Origin of the sequence: Dongia rigui (genome assembly GCF_034044635.1) — a bacterium.
Taxonomy (GTDB): domain Bacteria; phylum Pseudomonadota; class Alphaproteobacteria; order Dongiales; family Dongiaceae; genus Dongia; species Dongia rigui.
This window is the reverse complement of record NZ_JAXCLX010000003.1, coordinates 180,356-200,621: the sequence shown is the minus strand read 5'-3', so window position 1 is coordinate 200,621 and position 20,266 is coordinate 180,356. Positions and strand designations below refer to the sequence as shown.

General features: G+C 64.4%; 21 protein-coding genes. 10 read left to right on the top strand and 11 right to left on the bottom strand.

The genetic code is table 11. The features are described 5' to 3' along the window. Window positions 1-44 precede the first annotated feature (44 nt). The 3 genes from SMD31_RS16675 to SMD31_RS16665 are packed head-to-tail and all read right to left on the bottom strand — an operon-like array spanning window position 45 to window position 3,689. Window positions 45-1,376 carry an aspartate aminotransferase family protein gene (locus tag SMD31_RS16675; protein ID WP_320502052.1) on the bottom strand — a complete coding sequence of 444 codons (1,332 nt, stop codon included), beginning with the start codon at window positions 1,374-1,376 and terminating at the stop codon, window positions 45-47. Beyond that, the gene (locus SMD31_RS16670; protein WP_320502051.1) at window positions 1,360-2,679 is read right to left on the bottom strand and encodes a glutamine synthetase family protein; all 1,320 of its coding nucleotides are present in this window, start codon (window positions 2,677-2,679) and stop codon (window positions 1,360-1,362) included. Before SMD31_RS16670 ends, SMD31_RS16675 begins: the two co-directional genes overlap by 17 nt. Continuing rightward, on the bottom strand, window positions 2,676-3,689 hold the full coding sequence (locus SMD31_RS16665; protein WP_320502050.1) for a MurR/RpiR family transcriptional regulator: 1,014 nt from the start codon (window positions 3,687-3,689) through the stop codon (window positions 2,676-2,678). Before SMD31_RS16665 ends, SMD31_RS16670 begins: the two co-directional genes overlap by 4 nt. A gap of 45 nt (window positions 3,690-3,734) precedes the next feature. Here SMD31_RS16665 and SMD31_RS16660 point away from each other — a divergent pair, with 45 nt between their 5' ends. From SMD31_RS16660 to SMD31_RS16635, 6 genes are read left to right on the top strand one after another with little or no spacing between them, the layout of a single operon-like run. Beyond that, window positions 3,735-5,612 carry a branched-chain amino acid ABC transporter ATP-binding protein/permease gene (locus tag SMD31_RS16660; protein WP_320502049.1) on the top strand — a complete coding sequence of 626 codons (1,878 nt, stop codon included), beginning with the start codon at window positions 3,735-3,737 and terminating at the stop codon, window positions 5,610-5,612. Further along, window positions 5,609-6,775 (top strand): ABC transporter substrate-binding protein, encoded by a 1,167-nt coding sequence (locus SMD31_RS16655; protein ID WP_320502048.1) that lies wholly within the window; start codon window positions 5,609-5,611, stop codon window positions 6,773-6,775. Before SMD31_RS16660 ends, SMD31_RS16655 begins: the two co-directional genes overlap by 4 nt. Before the next feature lie 17 nt (window positions 6,776-6,792). Continuing rightward, window positions 6,793-7,506 (top strand): ABC transporter ATP-binding protein, encoded by a 714-nt coding sequence (locus SMD31_RS16650; RefSeq protein ID WP_320502047.1) that lies wholly within the window; start codon window positions 6,793-6,795, stop codon window positions 7,504-7,506. 17 nt (window positions 7,507-7,523) lie between these two features. Beyond that, the gene (locus SMD31_RS16645; RefSeq protein ID WP_320502046.1) at window positions 7,524-8,411 is read left to right on the top strand and encodes a branched-chain amino acid ABC transporter permease; all 888 of its coding nucleotides are present in this window, start codon (window positions 7,524-7,526) and stop codon (window positions 8,409-8,411) included. 18 nt (window positions 8,412-8,429) lie between these two features. Next, window positions 8,430-9,239, top strand: a complete 810-nt coding sequence (locus SMD31_RS16640) for an N-formylglutamate amidohydrolase (protein ID WP_320502045.1) — start codon at window positions 8,430-8,432, stop codon at window positions 9,237-9,239. Further along, window positions 9,236-9,889 (top strand): isochorismatase family cysteine hydrolase, encoded by a 654-nt coding sequence (locus tag SMD31_RS16635; RefSeq protein WP_320502044.1) that lies wholly within the window; start codon window positions 9,236-9,238, stop codon window positions 9,887-9,889. The genes SMD31_RS16640 and SMD31_RS16635 overlap by 4 nt, the downstream gene beginning before the upstream one ends. Before the next feature lie 133 nt (window positions 9,890-10,022). On the opposite strand, the gene SMD31_RS16630 is transcribed toward SMD31_RS16635, so the two are convergent. Genes SMD31_RS16630 through SMD31_RS16610 form a run of 5 tightly spaced genes read right to left on the bottom strand, consistent with a single transcriptional unit; the run spans window position 10,023 to window position 14,268 of the window. Next, window positions 10,023-10,883, bottom strand: coding sequence for an SIS domain-containing protein (locus SMD31_RS16630; RefSeq protein WP_320502043.1), 861 nt, complete (start codon window positions 10,881-10,883; stop codon window positions 10,023-10,025). A gap of 5 nt (window positions 10,884-10,888) precedes the next feature. After that, window positions 10,889-11,746 (bottom strand): MBL fold metallo-hydrolase, encoded by an 858-nt coding sequence (locus SMD31_RS16625; RefSeq protein WP_320502042.1) that lies wholly within the window; start codon window positions 11,744-11,746, stop codon window positions 10,889-10,891. 2 nt (window positions 11,747-11,748) lie between these two features. Beyond that, window positions 11,749-12,696 carry an NAD(P)-dependent oxidoreductase gene (locus SMD31_RS16620; protein ID WP_320502041.1) on the bottom strand — a complete coding sequence of 316 codons (948 nt, stop codon included), beginning with the start codon at window positions 12,694-12,696 and terminating at the stop codon, window positions 11,749-11,751. A 4-nt stretch (window positions 12,697-12,700) separates the two neighbouring features. Beyond that, complete coding sequence (locus SMD31_RS16615) at window positions 12,701-13,651, bottom strand: shikimate dehydrogenase family protein (protein ID WP_320502040.1); 951 nt, start codon at window positions 13,649-13,651, stop codon at window positions 12,701-12,703. Beyond that, on the bottom strand, window positions 13,648-14,268 hold the full coding sequence (locus SMD31_RS16610; protein WP_320502039.1) for a glucose-6-phosphate isomerase: 621 nt from the start codon (window positions 14,266-14,268) through the stop codon (window positions 13,648-13,650). Before SMD31_RS16610 ends, SMD31_RS16615 begins: the two co-directional genes overlap by 4 nt. Window positions 14,269-14,432: 164 nt before the next feature. Here SMD31_RS16610 and SMD31_RS16605 point away from each other — a divergent pair, with 164 nt between their 5' ends. Next, window positions 14,433-15,935: a xylulokinase gene (locus SMD31_RS16605; RefSeq protein WP_320502038.1), complete on the top strand. Its 1,503-nt coding sequence runs from the start codon at window positions 14,433-14,435 to the stop codon at window positions 15,933-15,935. A gap of 8 nt (window positions 15,936-15,943) precedes the next feature. Continuing rightward, complete coding sequence (locus SMD31_RS16600) at window positions 15,944-16,813, top strand: TauD/TfdA dioxygenase family protein (protein WP_320502037.1); 870 nt, start codon at window positions 15,944-15,946, stop codon at window positions 16,811-16,813. Here the strand turns inward: SMD31_RS16600 and SMD31_RS16595 are convergent. Next, a complete protein-coding gene (locus SMD31_RS16595) occupies window positions 16,810-16,947 on the bottom strand; it encodes a hypothetical protein (protein ID WP_320502036.1) in 138 nt (45 codons plus the stop codon). The two genes, SMD31_RS16600 and SMD31_RS16595, sit on opposite strands and share 4 nt — an antisense overlap. 216 nt (window positions 16,948-17,163) lie before the next feature. On the opposite strand from SMD31_RS16595, the gene SMD31_RS16590 reads away from it, so the two are divergent. Continuing rightward, window positions 17,164-17,619: a hypothetical protein gene (locus SMD31_RS16590; RefSeq protein ID WP_320502035.1), complete on the top strand. Its 456-nt coding sequence runs from the start codon at window positions 17,164-17,166 to the stop codon at window positions 17,617-17,619. Here SMD31_RS16590 and SMD31_RS16585 read toward each other — a convergent pair. Together SMD31_RS16585 and SMD31_RS16580 are read right to left on the bottom strand one after the other, a co-directional pair. Next, the gene (locus SMD31_RS16585; protein ID WP_320502034.1) at window positions 17,598-18,401 is read right to left on the bottom strand and encodes a substrate-binding periplasmic protein; all 804 of its coding nucleotides are present in this window, start codon (window positions 18,399-18,401) and stop codon (window positions 17,598-17,600) included. The genes SMD31_RS16590 and SMD31_RS16585 overlap by 22 nt on opposite strands. A 69-nt stretch (window positions 18,402-18,470) precedes the next feature. Beyond that, window positions 18,471-19,271 carry a phytanoyl-CoA dioxygenase family protein gene (locus tag SMD31_RS16580; protein ID WP_320502033.1) on the bottom strand — a complete coding sequence of 267 codons (801 nt, stop codon included), beginning with the start codon at window positions 19,269-19,271 and terminating at the stop codon, window positions 18,471-18,473. A 94-nt stretch (window positions 19,272-19,365) separates the two neighbouring features. Between SMD31_RS16580 and SMD31_RS16575 the strand changes: the two genes are divergently transcribed. Next, window positions 19,366-20,256 carry a LysR family transcriptional regulator gene (locus tag SMD31_RS16575; RefSeq protein ID WP_320502032.1) on the top strand — a complete coding sequence of 297 codons (891 nt, stop codon included), beginning with the start codon at window positions 19,366-19,368 and terminating at the stop codon, window positions 20,254-20,256. The last annotated feature ends 10 nt before the right edge of the window (window positions 20,257-20,266 follow it).

Here is a 20,266-nt window from a genome sequence, read left to right as displayed (position 1 = left end):
GGCTACTTTCGTTTTGCTTTGGCGTTTGGCTTAACGGCTATTCTTTACCAGCCGGCATAGGCGGCGATCGCCGCATCCGGTACGCGGTCTTGGGTGACGTCGTCAATGGCCTGGTCGAGAATGGCAAGCCCCGCTGCCGCCTCGGCCTCCGTCAGGGTCAAAGGCGGGGTCAGTTCCAGCACGTTCGATTTCATGCCGACATAGAAGACGAGCAGGCCGAGCTCGAAGCAGCGGTAGACGATCTTCTGGCAGGCCTTCCCCGCCGGTTCCTTGGTCGTGCGGTTGGCCACCAGCTCGACACCGATGGCGAGGCCGCGGCCGCGAATATCGCCGATGAGGGGATGTTTCTCGGCCAGCTTCTTCAGGCCGTCCATGATCTGTTTGCCGCGTGCGGCCGTGTTGCCGGCGAGCTTCTCGCGCTCGATCGTTTCCAGAACTGCGAGGCCCGCGGAACAGCTGACCGGATTGCCGCAGAGGGTCTGCATCGCAAAGGCGGTGGTACGGTCAAGGATGCTGGCGGGTCCGACGACGGCCGAGAGCGGCAGACCGCCGCCGAGGCCCTTGCCGAAGCTGATGAGGTCCGGTGTGATGCCATCGGCGTCAAACGCATGCATCATGCCGGTGCGGGCGAGGCCCACCTTCACCTCGTCGCAGACCAGCAGAATGCCGTGGCGCTGGGCGCGTTCGGCGATGGCAGCGATAAAGCCGGGCGGCGGGACGAGCAGGCCGCCATCGGCCTGGATGGCCTCGAAGATGATCGCCGCCGTGTCATGCGGCGGGCAGACGGTCGCCAGCAGATAATCGAGCTGCGCCAGCGCCACCTCGCCAACATGGCCGGGGAAATGCGGCCGGTAGATGTTGGGGTATGGCAGCAGGAACAACCCCGGCCGCGGCGCCGCATGCGATTGTGCAGTGTGGCCGGAGACCGACATCGAAAGCGCCGTGCCGCCGTGATAGGCGCCGATGAAGGCGATGACGCGCTTCTTGCCGGTCGCGGCTTCGACAGCGCGAATGATGGTCTCGTTGGCATCCGATCCGGAATGGCCGAACCAGACGCGGCGATCCTCGCCCCCCGGCGTGAGGGAGAGGAGTTTCTCGGCCAGCGCCACGCCGGGTTCATGCGTCGTCGAGAGGATACTGGCACTGGGCATGTGCCGTACCGTGCGCGTCACCGCCTCGACGATGGCCGGATGGCCATGACCGAGGCTCGCCGCACCCCAAGAGGCGGAGAAGTCGATGAGGCGCCGGCCATCCTCGGTGATGAGGGTGTTGCCCTCGCCCGATTGAATGGCGAAGGGTCCGAAGCGCAGCTTCTCGATGCCGGCAACCGACGCGGCATCGCGGGCGATGAGGCCTTGATTAGTAATAGCCGGCATAAAGATCACATTGCGCCTGGGGCTCGAGCTTGGCGACGCGTTCCATTTCCGCGGTCTTCAATGCCTGATAACCCTGGCGCAATGGCGCCGGGAGCCAGCCGGAAACCACCTGGTCGGCATCGAGCTCGGCCAAGGCTGCGGAAAGCGAATCCGGCAGGCGACGCACGTTGAGCGCCTTGAGTTCGGCGTCCGACAGATCGGCCGGATCGCCCTCGACCAGCGGCGGTGCCGACATCTTGGCGCGCAGGCCCTCGAGCCCGGCGCGGAGCAGGGCGCCCAGCACCATATAGGGGCTGGCGGTAGCATCGCTGGCGCGGAATTCGAGATGGACCTGGCGGGAGATATCGTTGCCGGGCGTGTCGTCGACCGGGCAGATGCGCACACTCGCCTCGCGGTTGCGGAAGCCATAGCTGTTATAGCCGGCACTCCAGCGATGCGGTGTCAGGCGCAGATAGGAAATGACACTGGGCGCGGTGAGGGCGCAGAGCGCCGGCATGTGTTTGAGCACACCGGCGATGAAGCTCGCGACTTGCGCAGAGATGCCGCCGGGCTGGTTCGCGTCATGGGTCACCGGCTTGCCGTCGAGGGTCTCCAGGCTGAAATGCACATGAACGCCGCTGCCGACGGAGGTGGGGTCGATGATCGGCGCGAAACAGGCGCGTTGGCCGAACTGGCGGGCGATGTCGCGGGTGATCTCGCGCAGGATCACGGCGCGGTCTGCGACGGCAAGGCCGCGCGATGGCTTCATCGTCACTTCGAATTGCTTGGGGCCGTATTCGCGCAGGATCATTTCCGGCTCGACACCGGCGCGGGTCAAGGCGGCGATGACGGTGCCCAGGAATTCCTGCTGGCTGCGGAAATCCTGCAAGGTGAAGGCGGCGTCGCCGATCTCGTTATCGCCGAGCAGGAAGAACTCGTGCTCGAACGAACCTTTGACGGTGAGGCCGAATTCGCGCTCGAGTTCACCCAGCGCCTTCTTGGCAAAGCCGCGGGGACAGCCGCCCCAAGGCGAGCCATCCGTCTCGACGATGTCGCAGAGGAAGGCTTTGAGGTCGGGTTCGCCGTCGAGGCCGGTCATGTCGAAGCCCACGGCATCCTTGTCCGGCTGCAGCCTGAGATCGCCCAAGGGCCCGAATGGATTGGCACCGATGACGCCGAAGGGGGTGAGGGCGAGGTTGGCCGGGACCCAGCCCACGCCGGCGCGCATCCGCGCTTTTAGATCGGCAGCCGGAAAGGCGCGGCCGCGGCTGATGCCGGTCAGATCATTGGTGAGGAAGATGGCAAGGTCGGATGGATGGCTCACCGCGACGGTCTCCGCTGTTGTGGTTTCTTCTGCCGATTATTCTTCTGGGGCGCTTTTTCGCCCGCCGTATTCTCGGCGCTGCCGATCACCTTATCAATGCCCGCCCCCTGTTCCAGGCGCAGCATGCGCTCGCGGGCGGTGGGGCCGAGCCGGGCAAGCGTGCCGGCCAGCATCGCCTCGACCACCGCCATGGCGGCAAGCGATGAATCGAAGGGCGAGGGGACGTCGACCTCGACCGGCAGCACCCATTGCGCCACCTCGGCGATGGGGGAGAGCCAGGGGTCGGTCACCAGGATGATGCGGGCGCCTTCACGCGCTGCCTGCTGGCAGAAGTCGATGCTCTGGCGTTCATAGCGGCGGAAGTCGAAGGCGACGATGACGCTGGAGCGGCCCATATCCGCCGCCTGGTGGTAGACCGGCACGGAACCGGCCGCGATCTCGTGGACGCTGGGGCGCAACTGGTGCAGGTGGAAGACGAGGTGCTTTGCCAGCACATGGCTGGAGCGGCCGCCCAGCGCGTGGATGCGCTTGCTGGTGTCGGCCAGGGTGGCGATGGCATCTTCCAGCACGTCGTTGTCGAGCAGCCGCTGGGTGCGCTGCAGGGCGGCGGTGATGTCGTTGATGAAGCCGCCGAAGAAGCCGCTTTTGGCCGTCGGCACACGCGGCGCGCTGTCCATCAGCGACAAGGGGGATTGCATCTTCTCCTGCACTTCCGCGCGCACCGCGCGCTGGAAATGCGAGTAGCCGTCGAAACCGAGCTTGGCGGTGAGGCGCAGGATCGTCGGCGCGGAAGCGTCCGAGAGCGCTGTCAGTTCGGCGATGGTGCCAAGGGCTGCAATGGGATAGGCGGCGAGCAGGGCACGCGCCGCGCGCTTTTCGCCGGGCGTCAATTGCGGCAGCAGGGCGCGGATGCGCTGTTCGATCGTGATGGGATGTGCTGGTTGTTTTTTCAGTTTCCGCCTCCCGGAACGCGTCGTAGTGAATACTACAGAAACGGCAATTGACAGCAAGAATGAAAATCCTACTATACAGGCCAAGCGGCCGGCACAGGCTGCATGGGATGGCTTTCACAGGTTTGGATCGGGAGACGGGCGATCACACCACTCGTTGATCTTGCAGCGCTCAATCGCACGCGGCCGGCCTTTGCCGGCGCGCTGGTGCTGATCGTGCCGGTGGCGCTGCTGGCGCTGGTGGCCGGCAATCTGCTGGGCTCGGCCGAGCAGCGCATCGCCATCATCTTCCTCATCAATCTCATCGCGGTGGTGGCGAACGGGCTCTATTCCGGCAATTCCGGCATCATGAGCTTCGGTCATCTGGGTTTCATGGGCGTTGGCGCCTATCTCTCGGCCATTCTCACCATGACGCCTGAGAAAAAGGCGATGACCCTGCCCAACCTGCCGGACTTCCTGGCGCAGGCGCATATGGGCCTCAATGAGGCCTGCCTCGTCACCCTTGTCGTCATCGGGATTTTTGCGCTGGTTGTCGGCACGCCGATCTCGCGCCTTACCGGATCGGCCGCCTCGATCGCGACGCTGGCCTTCCTGGTCATCGTTCACAGCATCCTCAATGGCGCCACCGATTTCACCCGCGGCAGCCAGACCTTCTTCGGTGTCGACCGGCTGGTGACCTTGCCCTCGCTGCTGTTCTGGGTGGCGCTCACCATTCTGGCGGCGCGCATCTTCCGCGACCTGCCGGCGGGTCTCGAAATCCGCGCGGCACGCGAAGACGAGCTGGCGGCGCAGGCTATGGGCGTCAACATCGCCCGGCGTCGCCTCATCGCCTGGGTCATCTCGGCGATGATGATGGGTGTGGCCGGCGCCATGATCGGCCATTTCCTCGGCGCCTTCAGCCCGAAGAAGTTCTTCTTCGTCGATACCTTTGCCATCCTTGCCATGCTGATCATCGGCGGCATCGGGTCAGTGACCGGGGCCGTCGTCGGCACGGGCGTCGTGACCGTGGTGATGGAACTGGCCAGGCGCCTGGAAGAAAGCCCGATCCTGCCCTCGCTGGGCCTGCCGCAGGTGTTCGGTCTCACGCAATTGGCGCTGGGGCTTGGCATTCTGTTCGTCATGTATAAGCGCCCCGGCGGCATGCTGGGTCTCGCGGAAGTCGACGATTGGTTCAAGCATCGCTTCACCAGGGCGGCCGCGAAGATCACCAGCTTCGTCAGCGAAAAGCGCGACGGCGCGCTGGTGGTCGAGAACGTCTCGAAGAATTTCTCCGGCCTCAAGGCGCTCGATACCGTGTCGCTCGAATTGCGGCCGGGTGAGATCGTGGGGCTCATCGGCCCCAACGGGTCCGGCAAGACCACCATGCTCAATGCCATTTCCGGCGCGGTGCCGCCGAGCAGCGGGTCGGTCACGCTGGATGGTGTGGCGGTCGCGGGAAAGCCGGCCTTCCGCATCGCGCGGCTGGGTCTGGGGCGGTCCTTCCAGAACATCCGCCTGTTCAAGGAAATGACCGTGCTTGAGAATGTCGAGGTCGCGGTTTCGGCCAGCGGCAGAGGTGGCGATATCCGTGCCGAGGCGATGGCAGCGCTAGAGGAACTGAGTGTCGCGCATCTCGCCGAACGCCGCGCTGGGGCCCTGGCCTATGGCGAGCAGCGCCGCGTCGAGATCGCCCGGGCACTTGCCCTGAAGCCGCGTTATCTGATGCTGGATGAGCCAGCGGCAGGCATGAATTCCGCCGAGACCCAGGCGCTGATGACCTTGCTCCGGCAGATTCGCGACAAATACGGTCTCGGCCTGCTGCTGGTCGAGCATCATCTGGAATTGGTCATGCGTCTGTGCGACCGCATCGTCGTCCTCAACAAGGGGCAGATGATCGCCGCCGGCACACCGGCCGACGTGCAGAACGACCCCATCGTCATCGAGGCCTATATCGGCCGCGCCCATTCCGCCCACCCATCTGCATGGGAGAGGAGCGTGTCATGAAGCGAGTTCCCACCCATATCCTAGCGGCAGGCCTTGCCGGTCTTGTCGGTCTCACCACCGTGCCGGCGCTTGCCGACGATCTGGTCGTCGGTGCCGCGATCAGCCTCACCGGCGGTCTCGCCTATGCCGACGTGCCGGCGCAAAAGGGCATGCAGCTGGCGATCGACGAGATCAATGCCGCCGGCGGCATCGGCGGCAAGTACAAGATCGAGCTGAGGCTGAAGGATTCGCGCTCCGACCCGGCGCAGACCTCCGTCGCGGCACAGGAGCTGATCGATGACGGCGCTTCGGTCCTTGTGACACCCTGCGATGCCGACCCTTCCATCGGTGCCGGCCAGATGGCGCAAGCGGCGGGTGTCGCCGCCTTCTCGACCTGCGCCTCGTCGCCCAGCCTGCCGCTGGCGGTGGGCGATCACATGTTCACCAATTTCCCCGGCGACAACGTCCAGACCACCGTCTCGGCGAAATACGCGATCGATAGCGGTTACAAGAATGCCTATCTGCTGATGTCGCCGGACACCTCCTATACGATGCTGCCGAACTACTTCAAGACGGTGTTCGAGAAGCTGGGCGGCAAGGTGGTGGGGGAAGACAATTACTCCATGGGCCAGCAGGATTTCAGCGCCCAGGTCACCAAGATCAAATCGCTGTCGCCGGCCGCCGACGTCATCATGACCGGCGCCTATGAGCCGGACTTCCCGGCCTTCATCAAGCAGCTGCGCGCGGCCGGCATCACGGCGCCGGTGATCGGTTCGGACGGCATCGATTCGCCGACGACCTTTGCGCTGGGTGACGTCGCCGAAGGTGTGGTGTTCTCGACCGCCGGCTTTGCGGCGCCGGGCAGCCCGCTCGAAGCCTTCAACAACAAGTACAAGGCGGCGACGGGGTCTGATCCCGACACCATCTATATCGCCATCGGCTATGACCTCATCAAAGTGCTGGAAGCCGCCGTGCTGAAGGCGGATTCGGTCGAGCGTGAAAAAGTCTGGGCGGCGGTGCGCGAGTTGGAGAATGTCCAGGGTGCCACATCGACCATCACCTATAAGGGCACCGACGGCGTGCCGCTGCGCCAGGTGGCGCTGGTGAAGGTCGTCAAAGGCAACCGCGAACTGGTGCTGCAGGAGGCGCCGGATCCGGCCCTCGTCCCGGCGCCCAAGCTCTAAGACGCAGCGACACGCCCATGCCCCTGTTGGAAGTCGAGAGTCTCGCCGTCAGTTACGGACCGATCAAAGCGGTCCGCAATGTCGGCCTGACCGTCGAGAGCGGCGAGATCGTCACCGTGCTGGGTGCCAATGGCGCCGGCAAGTCGACGAGCCTGCAGGCCATTGTCGGCCTGCTGCCGGTCCAGCAGGGGCGGGTGCGTTTCGATGGACATGACATCACCGGCGAAAGCACCGAGCGCATCGTGCGCCGGGGCCTGACGCTGACGCCGGAAGGACGGCGCATCTTCGCGCCGCTCACGGTCGAGGAGAACCTGCGCATCGGTGCGGCGACGCAAGGGAAGGGTGGCGATATGGCAGCCCTCTGGGACCAGATGATGGAGCTCTTTCCCATCCTCGCCACCCGCCGCAAGCAATTGGCCGGGACGCTCTCGGGCGGCGAGCAACAGCAGCTCGCCATCGCCCGCTCGCTGATGTCGAGACCCAAGCTCCTGTTGCTCGACGAGCCGTCGCTGGGCCTTGCCCCCATCGTCGTCGAGCTCATCTTCGACCTCATCAAGCGCCTGCGCGGGCTCGGCATCACCATCCTGGTGGTCGAGCAGAACGTCCACCAGGCCCTCGACATCGCCGATCGCGGTTATGTGGTGAGAGGCGGGTCGGTCGTTCTCTCCGGGACGGCAGCGGAGCTGAAGACCTCGCCCGACGTACAAAAAGCCTATATGGGGCATGGGTGAGATGGGAATGGGCTGAAATGGAAATCCTCATTCAGCAATGCGTCAATGCACTGAGCCTCGGCGGCACCTATGCGCTGCTGGCGCTGGGCCTTGCTGTCGTCTTCAGCGTGCTCGGCATGATCAATTTCGCCCATGGCGAGATCCTGACCATTGCCGGCTACACGGTCTATTTTGCCATCATCGGCAATGTGCCGCCGATCCTCATCATACCGCTGGCTTTGATCGTCGCCATGGCGACCGCCGCGTTGATGGAGCGCATCGCCTTTCGCCCCTTGCGCGGCGCCAATGGCACAACCTTGCTCATCACCAGCTTTGCCGTTTCCGGCATCCTGCAGATGCTGTTCCAGAATCTGATCTCGACCCGGCCGCGTCCGGTGCCGATCCCGGCATCGCTCACGGGGGCTTTCAACATCGGCCCGTTCCATGTCGGCGTCATTCAGAGTCTCTCCATCTTCGCGACCTTCGCGATGGTGGGGCTGCTCACTCTCTTTCTGAAGCGGACGATGCTCGGCATCGCCATCCGGGCGGCCGCCGTCGATTTTCCGACGACGCGCCTCATGGGTCTGCGCGCCAACCGCGTCATCCTGGCGGCCTTTGCCATTTCCGGCCTGCTCGCGGGCGTTTCTGGCCTGCTGTGGGTCGCCCAGCGTGGCTCGGTCGATCCCTTGATGGGTTTCCTGCCCGTCCTTAAGGCCTTCATCGCTGCGATCCTGGGTGGCATCGGCAATCTGACCGGCGCTGTCATCGGCGGGTTCTTCCTAGGGGCCATCGAGATCGGCCTCCAGGCCGTGCTGCCGGAATCGGTGCAGCCCTTCCGCGACGCCATTGCCTTGAGCCTGGTGGTCTTGGTACTGCTCTACCGCCCGCAAGGGCTGTTTGGTGCCGCGCATAGCGTGCGGCCGTAAAGCCAGTTTCCAGACATCATGAATACCACCGCCCTGCCACCTTTGCTGAATGCCGACGAACCGCCGGCCGTGGAGATCGTCAATGGCGACAGCGATGCCCTGTTCGTCTTCGTCTGCGATCACGCCAGTCACCGCATCCCGCGGCGCCTCGGGGATCTCGGCCTTGCCGAGGAGGTGCGGCGGACGCATATCGGCTGGGATATCGGTGCCGCCGATCTCGCGCGGCGCCTTGCCGCCGCCTTTCAGGCGCCACTGTTCCTGAGCGGCTATTCGCGGCTGGTGATCGATTGCAACCGGCCTTTGACCAGCGACGGATCGATCCCCGCGAGCAGCGCCGGCATCGAGATCGCCGCCAATCGCCATCTCACCACGGCCGAAAAGCGCCAGCGCCAGGACGTGCTGTTTCATCCCTATCAACAAGCGATCGGGGCGCATCTCGACCGACGAGCAGCGCGCGGCGTACCGACGGCGCTTTTCGCCATTCACAGCTTCACCCCCGATTATCCCGGCGAGACGCGACCCTGGCATGTGGATTTCGGATATCAGCGCGACCGGCGCTTGGCCGGGCTGCTCATCGACGGCTTGCAGGAACCGGGTATCATCGTCGGCGACAATCTCCCTTATGCGGTCGAGGATGAGAGCGACTATGCCATCCCCGTGCATGGCGAGCAGCGCGGCCTGCCGCATGTGCTGGTGGAGATCCGCCAGGACACACTGGGCGATGCCGCGGGGATTGCCCGCTGGGGCGACCGATTGACGGAACTTTTTCACCGCTTGCGCCCGGCGATTCTCGCTCTGGCCCAAACTGATGCGAAGGATAACAGATGACCGACCGTCCAGAAATCCTCGGCCCAGCCTATCGCCAGCGCGCCATCGTGCCGGGCAAGACCGCGCTCATCAGCGTCGACATGCAGAATGCCGATTGTGCCGCCGTGAAACGCCACGCCAACACACCAGAGAGCGCCAAGTATCGCTACTTCTATGATCGGCTCGACACGCTCGCCATTCCCAACCAGCAGCGCCTGCATGCCGCGACGCGGAAACTGGGGATCGAGAATATCTATGTGACGATCGAAAGCCTCACCAAGGATGGCCGCGACCGCGGCATCGACCACAAGGCGTCGTTCATCAACAATCCGCGCGGCAGCTGGGAAGCGCAGGTGATCGACGAGGTGAAGCCCGCCGATGACGACATCATCGTGCGCAAGACGGCGTCGGGGCCGTGGGGTACCACCAATCTCGATTACATCCTACGCAATATGGGTTTCGAATATCTGATCGTGTTCGGCGTCCTCTCCGACCAATGCGTCGAGAACACGGTGCGCGGCGGCGGCGATCTCGGCTATCTGGTGACGCTGGTCCCCGATGCCTGCGCTACCTATACGCCGGAACGCCAGACCTTCTCTGAAGCCGCCATCAAGGGCTATTGCCGCCAGCGCTCGACCGATGAGCTGCTCAAGGAATTGGCTGGGCTTTAAATATTGCTGTCATCCCCGCGAAAGCGGGGATCCATCGAACGTGCAGAAACCCGATGCAGACGACCCATGGATCCCCGCTTTCGCGGGGATGACAATCAAGAATGCGCGTGCCGATCGAAAGATGCTAGGCCTTTCAAGCACTCCGCAATTCGCGCAGCATTTCCTTCATGGCGGCGACGCGGCTGCGATGGGTGGGGTCGCGGCGCATGGCGACGGCGGTCGAGAGCACGTCGATGACGGTGAGCGCCGCGATGCGGGAAATGGTCGGCGTGTAGACGTCGGTATTGTCCAATGTCTCGATGAGGATCGAGACATCGCAATGCGCCATCAACGGCGCCGTATTGCCGATGAGGCCAATGACCTTGGTGCCGTTCCCCCGCGCGATATCGGCGATGTCGAACAGCGATTTGGTCGAGCCGGTATTGGAGATGATAACGGCGACGTCCTCGGGCCCCAAAAGGCTCGCCGTCATGATTTGTTGATGGGCGTCCATCTGGGCGCCGCAGGGGACGCCGAAGAGCGGGAATTTCTGTGCGGCATCCTGTGCCACGATGCCGGAAGCGCCGAAGCCGAAGAACTCGATACGACGTGCGCCAGCGAGGACATCAACCGCGCGGGCCAACAAGGCCTTGTCGATGCGGTTGCGCGCCCAATCGAGGCTGGTGATGGTGTAATCGAAGATCTTGTCGAAGACCGTCTCTGGCCCATCGCCGTCTTCGAGCGCCGAATGCGTGGCGGGTGTGCCCAGCGCCAGCGATTGTGCGAGGCGCAGCTTGAAATCCTGGAAACCGCCGCAGCCGATGGCGGCGCAGAAGCGGATGACGGTTGGCTGGCTGACATCGGCGAGGATCGCGGTCTCGGCCACCGTCGCGGTGAGATAGCGCCGGGGATCGACGAGGATCGCATCGGCGACCTTGCGGTCCGATTTGCGCAGGGCGTCGCGCGTCACGCGCACGATTTCCAGGATGTTCTGATGGCTGGTTTCGACCGACATGGCTCTTATCCCCAGCGATAGACGGTTTGGAGTGCGGCGCGCAGCAGGCGCGGACCCGCGACCTGCGACGCGGCGCGGTCGATCTCGGCAGGATCCACCGTGTTGAAGTCAAACATGCCGAAATGATGTGCCACCAGCGCCTTGGCGCCGATGGCCTTCGCGATGTCGATGGCTTCGGCCAGCGCCAGGTTGCCGGGCACGCCATTGGCAAGCAGCTCTGCCGAGCGACCATTGACCGGCAGCAAGGCGATGTCGGGTTGGAGTGCCGCCACTTCCGCGACCATGCCGTCATAGGGAATGGTATCGCCCGAATGCCACAGGCGCACGCCACCGATCTCGATGACATAGCCGAGGAACTTGTAATGACCGGCGGCGTCACGCTCCAGCGTCTCATGCGCCGAGCGTGTCGCGGTCACGGAAACGCCGGGCAAGGGTTCGATGCGGTCGCCGGCATCCAGCAGCAACAGCCGATCCCGGCCGATGCCAGATCGCTTGAGGGCTTCTTCCTCTGCCGCGCGGGGTGCCACCAGCTTGACCGCCGGCCGGCTGCCGAGAAGCGGCTGCAGGGTTTGCGGGTCCATGTGATCGGTGTGTTGATGGGTGCTCAACACCAGATCGACATCGCCCAGGCCATCGGTCGTGACGGGTGCCGACATCATGCGCTGATGCGGATAGAGGCGGCCGCGATATTTCTCGGCCAAGGAATCCGAGAGATAGGGGTCGATCACCAGCCGATAGCCCCCAGCATCGATGACGAAACCTGCCTGTCCCAGCCAATAGAGCGACAGGCCCTTTGCCGCCGGCTGAGCGAGCCGTGCTTGCAGCGATTCCGTGAAGGGCAGGGCGGTGAGTTCAGCCGACATATTCAACCAACGTGGGCCTTGGCCATGGGCCGGAGGGCTGCCAGCAGATGGTCGATGGCGACGGAGGTGGCGCGCTCGACGCTTTCATCTGTGAAGCCGCCGATATGGCTGGTGGCAATGACGCGCGGATGGCGTGCCAGCGTCAGATCCTTGGGCGGCTCCTCGTCGAAGACGTCGGTCGCATAGCTTTCGATGGCGCCGCTGTTTAGGCCGGCGAGTATGGCGCCTTCATCCACCAGTGCCGCGCGCGCTGTGTTGACGATGAGGACGCCCGGCCGCAGGGTCGCGATGGTCGCGGCATCGAGGATCGGCTTGCCGGTCTTCTGCAAGGGGCAGTGGAAGGTAATGATATCGGCTTCGCGAAGCGCCGTGCCGAGATCCATCCAGGTGAAACGATCCGCACCGATGCGCAGATCCGGCTGCGCGGGGTCGTAAGCGAGGACCCGCGCGCCAAGCGCCGAGAGCATGCGCACCACCTCGCCGCCGATGGCGCCGCAGCCGATCACCGCGACATGGCGGCCGCGCAGCTCGCGGCCGCGCCGGCGCGGCCAGCCGCCTTGCTTGATGCCGGCATCGGCCGCCGGCACGTGGCGCAGCGCACTGAAGATGAGCGCCACGGCGAGTTCGGCCACACCGCCGGCATTGGCGCCGCCAGCGGTTGCCACCGCGATGTTCCTTTTGCGCAGATCGTCCAATGGCAGATTGTCGATGCCGGTGCCGTTGCGGCTGATGATCCGGAGATCGCGCGCCGCCGCGATCACCTGCGGCGAAACCGGTTCGATGCCGGCCAGCCAGCCGACGCAGCCGGGCAGGAGCGAGATGAGCTCGGCTTCGCTCGGCAAGGCATTGGGCGTCGAGGTGATGATTTCAAAACCGACATCGCGCAGCCGGTCGATCTGCGGATGCGGGCCGGAGGTGAGGGAACGCGGCGTGATGAGAATGCGGTTCATGACGTCAGGCCTTTGCAGCGTCGGCGGCGATGCGGGAGAGGGCATCGAAGCCGGGACCGCGCGTGGGAATGTCGATGTGGAAGACTTCGGCAATGACCTGGGTCCAGCCATGGATGAAATAGGTCCACCCGTTCTCGATATTGAGATGCCTTTCCGCCTGCTGACGCTTGGCTTGATCGAGGAAGACCAGGTCGCCGCGATAGTTGAGTTCCCATACGATGGCGCGTTCGGGGAAGCGCGCGGCATCGGTGAGCGGCGAGCCCGGCGCATCCTTGCCGAGGCCGGTCGCGTTAATGACGAGCGCGCGAGGCTTCAGCTTTGCGAGAATCGCATCGTTGCCGTGGGCGTCGGCGACCTTCACATAGTCGACCGGCACATCGAGCGCGAAGGTCTTGTGAATCGCCTGGATCTCATCAAGGCGGCCCTGGTCGCGGTCGGCCACGACAATGCGGCTCGGCCGATTGGCACCGCGCGATTTCTGCGCCAGATGCCAGGTATGGGCGATGGTGGAGCCGCCGGCGCCGATCGAGAACATCTCGGCACCGGTCTTGGCGAAGTGATCCTGCGGCAGGAAGTTGTCGAGGGTGAGGCCGGCCGAGATCGGGTCCTTGGCATGGCAGACGAGCTTGCCGTCCTGCTTCGAGAGGCAGGAGGTTTCGTGCATCAAGCCGGCATAGCTGTCGATGTCGTCGAAGAGGTCCTTGGCGGCGGCGTATAGATCGATCTTATGCGTGGTGACCAGGGCGCCCAGCGACAGCGGATCGCGTTTGATGAAGGCGACGGCTTCCCGATAAGAGACAGGGTCGGCATGGACCGGGAAGTCCATACCCTTGATGACGGCGCGTTCGAGCCCCAGATGCGCCGCCCATTTCGGGAAGACCGGCATGATGGAGCTTTTGGCTGTGGTGACGCCGATAAAATAGAGCGTCGGCTGCGTTGCCGGCTGATAGATCATGATGTCATCACCGCGGCGATGGCAGCGCTGCTGCGCGGCTGGTAATCCTTGTTCTCGGCCAACTGCCAGCCATTGGGCCCACCGCGCAGCACACGGTGACGCATGCCGCTCGATTTTTCGATGATGCCGTAATCCTGGCCGGAATCGGCGGGATAGGAGAAGACCATGACGAAATCGGTGGTCCCGGTATTGACCGAGCGGTGAATCCAATAGGGCGGCACGTAGCAGATGGTCTGTGCCTGCATCTCCACCACGCGTGTTTCGCCGTCGGGCGATTCCATCAGCATCAGCCCTTGGCCTGCCTGCCCGTAATAGATCTCCGGCCGGTCAGCGACGGCATGGATGTGTCCGCGCGTCAGGTAGAACTCCTCGCCGATGAGGCCCGGTGACATGCGGGTGATGCCGAAGATGAGATCGCCGCTCTTGGCGCTCGGGCGGAAATCGGCGACGTCGTAGACGACCGGGTTGTTGCTCATCGAAAGCGCTGCCTGGAAGGCGGCATCGTCGGCGTAAAGGCCGACCAGATCGGCGAGGCGCTTCTGGTAGCGCCCGGTGGCGCCCGACATGGTGCCGGCAGCCACATCGACCTGGCAGGCGGCGGGTTCGAACAGTGTCATCGCAATCCTCCAAATATGTAGTAATGCTACCGGTTAGGCGGGGGAGTCGCAAGGAGGATGGTATTTATATGCTGCAATGCACTATTTTCGGGGGTTTTCCCAGATTGACGCCAGAATTATGGTAATTATGCTACTGAAAACGCCGCGCAAGTCAGGAACAGGCCTTGGCCCAGGATCTCTATCTCGCCATTGATATCGGCACCGGCAGCGCCCGCGCGGCCCTGGTCGATTTTTCCGGCCGCATCCAGGCGATCGCCGCGCAGGAATACGACCAAATCGTTCCGCAATATGGCTGGTCCGAGCAGCGGCCGCTGGATTGGTGGGCGGGCGTCGTCTCCTCGATCCGGCAGCTGCTGGCGAAGGATCCGGGAACTGCGGCCCGCATCGCCGCCATCTGCGCCTGCGGGCAGATGCATGGCACGGTGCTGCTGGACGCGAACGGCGAACTCACCCGCGATGCCGTGCCGCTCTGGAACGACAAGCGCACGGCAGCGCTGGTCAAAGCGTTCGAGGCCACATACCAGCCGGCCGATTACCTCGCCCAATCCGCCAACCCGGCGACACCGGCCTGGCCCGGTTTCAAACTGCAGTGGCTGCGTGATGAAGACGCCGCCGCCTATGACGCGGCGCGCGCCGTGGTGATGCCGAAGGACTACGTCAACTTTCGCTTGACCGGCGAGATCGCCATGGACCGGACGGAGGCCGCTTGCTCGTTCCTGATGGACCCGGCGAGCGGTGCCTGGTCGCCGCATATGTGCGATATGCTTGGCCTCGATATCCGCAAGCTGGTCGCCATCCGCCAGCCCACGGACATCTTGGGCGCGGTCAGCAAGGCGGCGGCGGCGGAAACGGGCCTGCCCGTCGGCGTGCCGGTCATGATCGGCGGCGGCGATTTCCCGGTGGCGCTGCTGGGTTCGGGTGTCAGCCGCGCCGGGCTATGTTCGGATGTCACCGGTACCTCGGCCATCATCACCGTCGTCGCGGAGAAGCCGCTGCTCGATCCGGAGATTTCCAATATCGGCACGGTCGAGGGCGGCTGGGGCGGCTTTGTGCTCCTGGAATCGGGGGGTGATTCCATGCGCTGGGCGAGGCGGGCCTTCCATGAGAAGGCGCTCTCCTATGAGGAGATCGTGGCGAAGGCCGAAACGGCACCGCCCGGGTCCGAGCGCCTCTTCTTCCTGCCCTATCTCACCGGCGAACGCTTTGGCGCGCACCGCAATTCCCGCGCCCAGTTCTTCGGCATCACGGCGGAGCATGGGATGGGTCACCTCCACCGCGCGGTGATGGAGGGGGTGGCCTTTGCCGTCACCCGCCAGATGCGGATCATGGAACAGGCTTCGGGGCGCAAGCTGGAGCGCGTCATCGCCTCAGGGGGCGGCGCCAAGACGCCGCTGTGGCTCAAGATCAAGGCCAGCGCCTACAACATCCCGATCCTGGTGCCGGAGGAAGCGGAATGCGGTGTCGTCGGCTGCGCGGCCATCGCCGCCGCGGCGACCGGGCGCTTTGCCAAGGCGGAGGACGCGGCCGAGGCCTTCGTCCATTACAAGGGCGAGACCCTTCCCGATCCTGCATGGGCGGATATCTATCAGCGCATGCAGCCGGTCTTTAATCGGCTGTATCAGCACTCCCAGGCTCTTTATGATGATCTCGACGCCCTGAAAGCTTGAGGATCATCATGCGCAATGACCTGCACATCCGTCCCGTGACGCCGCATCTGGGCGCCGAGGTCAGCGGGGTCAATCTCAAGGACGCGCCCGACGCGATGCTGGGCGAGGTGCAGGCGGCCTTCGCCGCGCATGGCGTGCTGTTTTTTCCCGAACAGAATTTGACGCCCGACGAATTGCTGGCGGTCACCAGCCGTTTCGGCACGGTCCTGCGCGTTCCCTATGTGAAGGGGATGGACAGCCACCCCGACATCATCGCCGTCCTCAAGGAGGCGGATGAAAAGCGCATCTCGACCTTCGGCGGCACCTGGCACACCGACTTCTCCTTCCTCCCCCAGCCGCCGGACGCCACCCTGCTGCAAGCGGCCGAATTGCCGCCGGTCGGCGGTGACACGATCTGGGCCAACCAGTATCTGGCCTATGAGACGCTCTCTCCCGGCCTGCAGCGGATGCTGGACCCGTTGCTGGCGGTCCATACCGGCTGGCCGCACGGCACGATGGGGCCGGGGCCGGATGCGGCGGTCAGCCGCTCGATCAAGATGGTGCGAAACGACGCTAGCGCGGACAGGGAGGTGCTGCATCCGGTTGTCCGCGTCCATCCGGTGACGGGCCGCAAGGCGCTCTTCGTCAATCCGGTCTACACCCAGCGCTTTGCCGATATGACGGCGGCGGAATCGAAGCCGCTGCTCGACTTCCTCCACGCCCATGCGACCCGGCCGGAGTTCCAGGTCCGCCTCAAATGGCAGGATGGGATGCTGGTGATGTGGGACAACCGCTCCACCCTGCACCTTGCCATCAACGATTATGACGGCCAGCGCCGGCTGCTTTACCGGACGACCCTCGCAGGGGCCGCGCCGACGGGTGCCGCCTCGGGGCGCTAGATCTTGGCGCAGGCCCAGGCGTAGCCGCAGGCGGCAACGAACAGGCTGACGGCGATGGCGGTATAGAAAATGTCGATCATGGCGTCTTGCGTCTGGCTGAAATCATGATATTTCCAGCATCGCGAGAGCGGCATAAAGATTCGAGATGAGTTTTGCCGGGCTGTCATAAAAAGCGCGTCTGGCGGCGCGGAGCGTGACGACCAGCACGCTCACGGCAATTTTACCGTTTCTTTATCCTCAGGGCTTAAATTCCCTCTCGCATTTTTGCGGCGATGATACCAAGTTCCGGCGTGTGACTTCTTCGGGCCTGCCATTTTTGGCGGGCCTTCTGTTCCTTGCGAGGTAACACAGTGCAGAAGAACAAGCGTTTGGCACCGGCCACTGCCGGCACCGAACCACCTGTTGAGTCCCAGAATGCCGCTTCCCAGAATGTCGTGCAGATCAGCTCGTTTCGGGCCCGGGCCGGCCGCAAGGCCGGGTACAAGACCCTGCCGCTCGTCTGCCGCCATTTCGTGGTCGGGCGCGAAGATTGGGACCGGGGCGAGCTGGCCTTCGTGCGCAGCAGCGACGAAGTGACGCGCTGGACCCTGACGCCGGAAGGCGCCCTGAAGCTCTTCGACATGCCGCAGGGCGAGGTCCTGATCCCCGCCAATGACGTGTCGGCGGGGCTCGACCATGGCCTCAAGCTCGCCGCCAGCAACATGGTGACGGAGATTGCCGCGGCCGATCTGCGCGCGGCCTTGAGCCCGGTCGCGCCGTGTTCAGTCATCCAGGCGGCTCGGCCTCAGTTCATCGCGTCCCGGTAACGCTCGATGAGCGCCGGCATGTCCTGCCGGCGCTGTTTGGCGATGGAGCGCCACAGGCATTGTGCCGCGTCAGGGTGGCTGTCGTGCCAGGCGCGGCTCAGCACCAGATAATAGGGCTTGGTGGATATCGGCGGTTCCAGCCGCTTCACCTGTGCCGCGAGATGGTGGTGCGCCACATAGGCATCGCCGATCGTCGTGTGGGTGGCGACGGCATCGATCCGCCCGCCCAGCAGCTTGTTGAAGTTGTTGGCGGTGTCCTTGGCGGGTTCGACCGGCAGCCCCTCCTTCTTGAGGTCCTCGACGATCGACCAACCGAAATTGGCGCCGATCGGCTTGGTGAGGCCGCCGACGTCGATCCCGTCCCAGGTGATCCCGCTGTCGGCCCGCACATAGAAGGCGTAAGAGAGGCTGGCGATCTGGAAGTCGGGATCGGCGGCGTCGCCCTTCATCGGATAGGCTGCGATGGCCAAACGCTCATGGTTGAAAGACAGCATGACCACGCCGTCGATGGTGTTCTCACCCGCCAAGGCGAGAAGGCGCCCGCCGGGATAGCGGGCTAAGGTCGCGGCGATTTGGCAGCTCCTGGCTGCGGCTTCGGCCATCTCCACCGCGATGCCGGGCTTTTCCGGAATGGTGGCGCCGTCACCCACCAGGAAGATTGCCGATTCCTTGTCCGAATAGCCGAGGCGCAAGGCGAGTTCGTCGGCTCGCGCGCCGCAGATGCCGAGCAGGCACAGCGTGGCAGCGCCCAGAAATGAGAATCGTTTGCGTCCGCTCATCATGCGAGGCGATCCCGCTGCATTGGTTCTGCCTCAGGAAGCTTGCCCCATCGCTGTGACACTCACAAGCGCTCAGGCCGCCGCACGCCAAATGGTGGGGAACCAGTCTTCGCGCAGCTTCTGCCCGTCTTGCTGGTTGATGCCGGGATAAGGCGGCGAGGTGCGGCCCGGGCGCTGGATGAAGACGGCGTCGTCGCCCAGGAAGCGGCAGGAAAAGGCGCGCCGCCGCGCCGCACCCGTGTTGCCGTTGGCGCCATGCACCGTGCGGTAGTTGAAAAGAATCGCATCGCCCGGCGAAAGATCGGGCTCGAGGATGCGGTAGTCGCCATTCTCGACCTCGGGCAGGTCCATGAACTGCTCCTGGTCGGCATAGAAATCCTCGCCTCCCGCCCAGCGCTTCGGGCGCAGCAGCTTGGGCCAGAGATGCGAGCCGAGGACGAGGCGCAAGGTGTTGGCGCTTGAGACCGGATCGAGCGGTATCCAATAGCTGGCGGTCTGCATGCCATCGACGCAGTAATAGGGCATGTCCTGGTGCCAGGGCGTTTTCTTCGCCGTGCCCGGTTCCTTCACCAGCACATGGTCGTGGAAGATCTGCGACGTGCGGCTCGCCATCAGCCGGCCGGCGATTTCAGCGGCCGGCGAACGGCGGACGAAATCGGCAAATTCCGGGATCCGCTCCCAATTGCAGTAATCGTCGAAGAAGCGGCCGCCACCTTCGCCGGGGCGGACATTCTCGGCGCCATAGGGGCCGGGTTCCGCCATGTTGTGCTCGACGCCGGCACGCAACGGTTCCACCCAATCGGTGAAGGCGCCGCGCAGCACGATCGCCCCGTCGGCGGCATAGGTGGCGATGTCGGCGGCGGTGATCTTCATGATGGGCGATCCTCAATCCTTCGATGGCTCTTTCTTGCCACAACCCAGGCATCATGAGAAATAGATGATGCTGATAGATAGGTATAAGAAAAATATGATACCATTCACTTTCCGCCAGGTGGATTACTTCGTCGCCATCGCCGAACACGGCAATGTCAGTGCCGCGGCGCGGGCACGCCATGTGGCGCAGCCGGCGATGTCGATGGCCATCGCGCAGCTGGAAGGGCTGCTGGGTGAAAAGCTGTTCCATCGCCGCGCCGGGCACGGCTTGACGCTCACCCCGGCCGGCCGCCAGTTCCTCGATCAGGCGCGGGGTCTCCTGGCGCTGGCGGGCCAGATGGCCCATGCCGCGACCCATCCCGCCGGGCCGATCAAGGGGCGCCTTGCCATCGCCTGCTTCAAGGACCTTGCCCCCTATACATTGCCGCGGTTGCTCGCCGGTTTTCGCCAGGCGCATCCCGAGGCGGTGGTCGACCTCTATGAGGGCGATTTTACCGGCGTGCGCGAAGCGCTGCTCTCCGGCCGCAGCGAATTGGCCCTCACTTACGAACTGGGCATCGATGCCGATATCCGCCGTCAGGTGCTCCTCGAACTGCCGCCTTACGCTCTGCTACCTGCAGGCCATGTGCTGGCCAAGAAGCGCCAGGTGTCACTGAAGGCGCTGGCCAAGGAGCCGCTGATCCTCGAGGACATGGCGCAGTCGCGCGAGTATTTCATGTCGCTGTTCTGGGCCCATGGCCTGCACCCCACGGTCAGCCAATACACCCAGACCTTCGAGATGCAGCGTGGGCTGGTGGCGCATGGGGCGGGCATCGCCCTCTCCTGTACCCGGCCCTGGGGCGACCGCTCCTATGATGGTGTCCCCATCGCCTGCCGGCCGATCACCGAAAAACTGGCCCCGCAGCGAGTCGTGATTGCCGATCTGGGGCAGGGGCGACAATCGCCGCTCGCCGCGGCGTTCCTCACTTTCGCCCGCCCCAAGTAGCCAGGGGCAT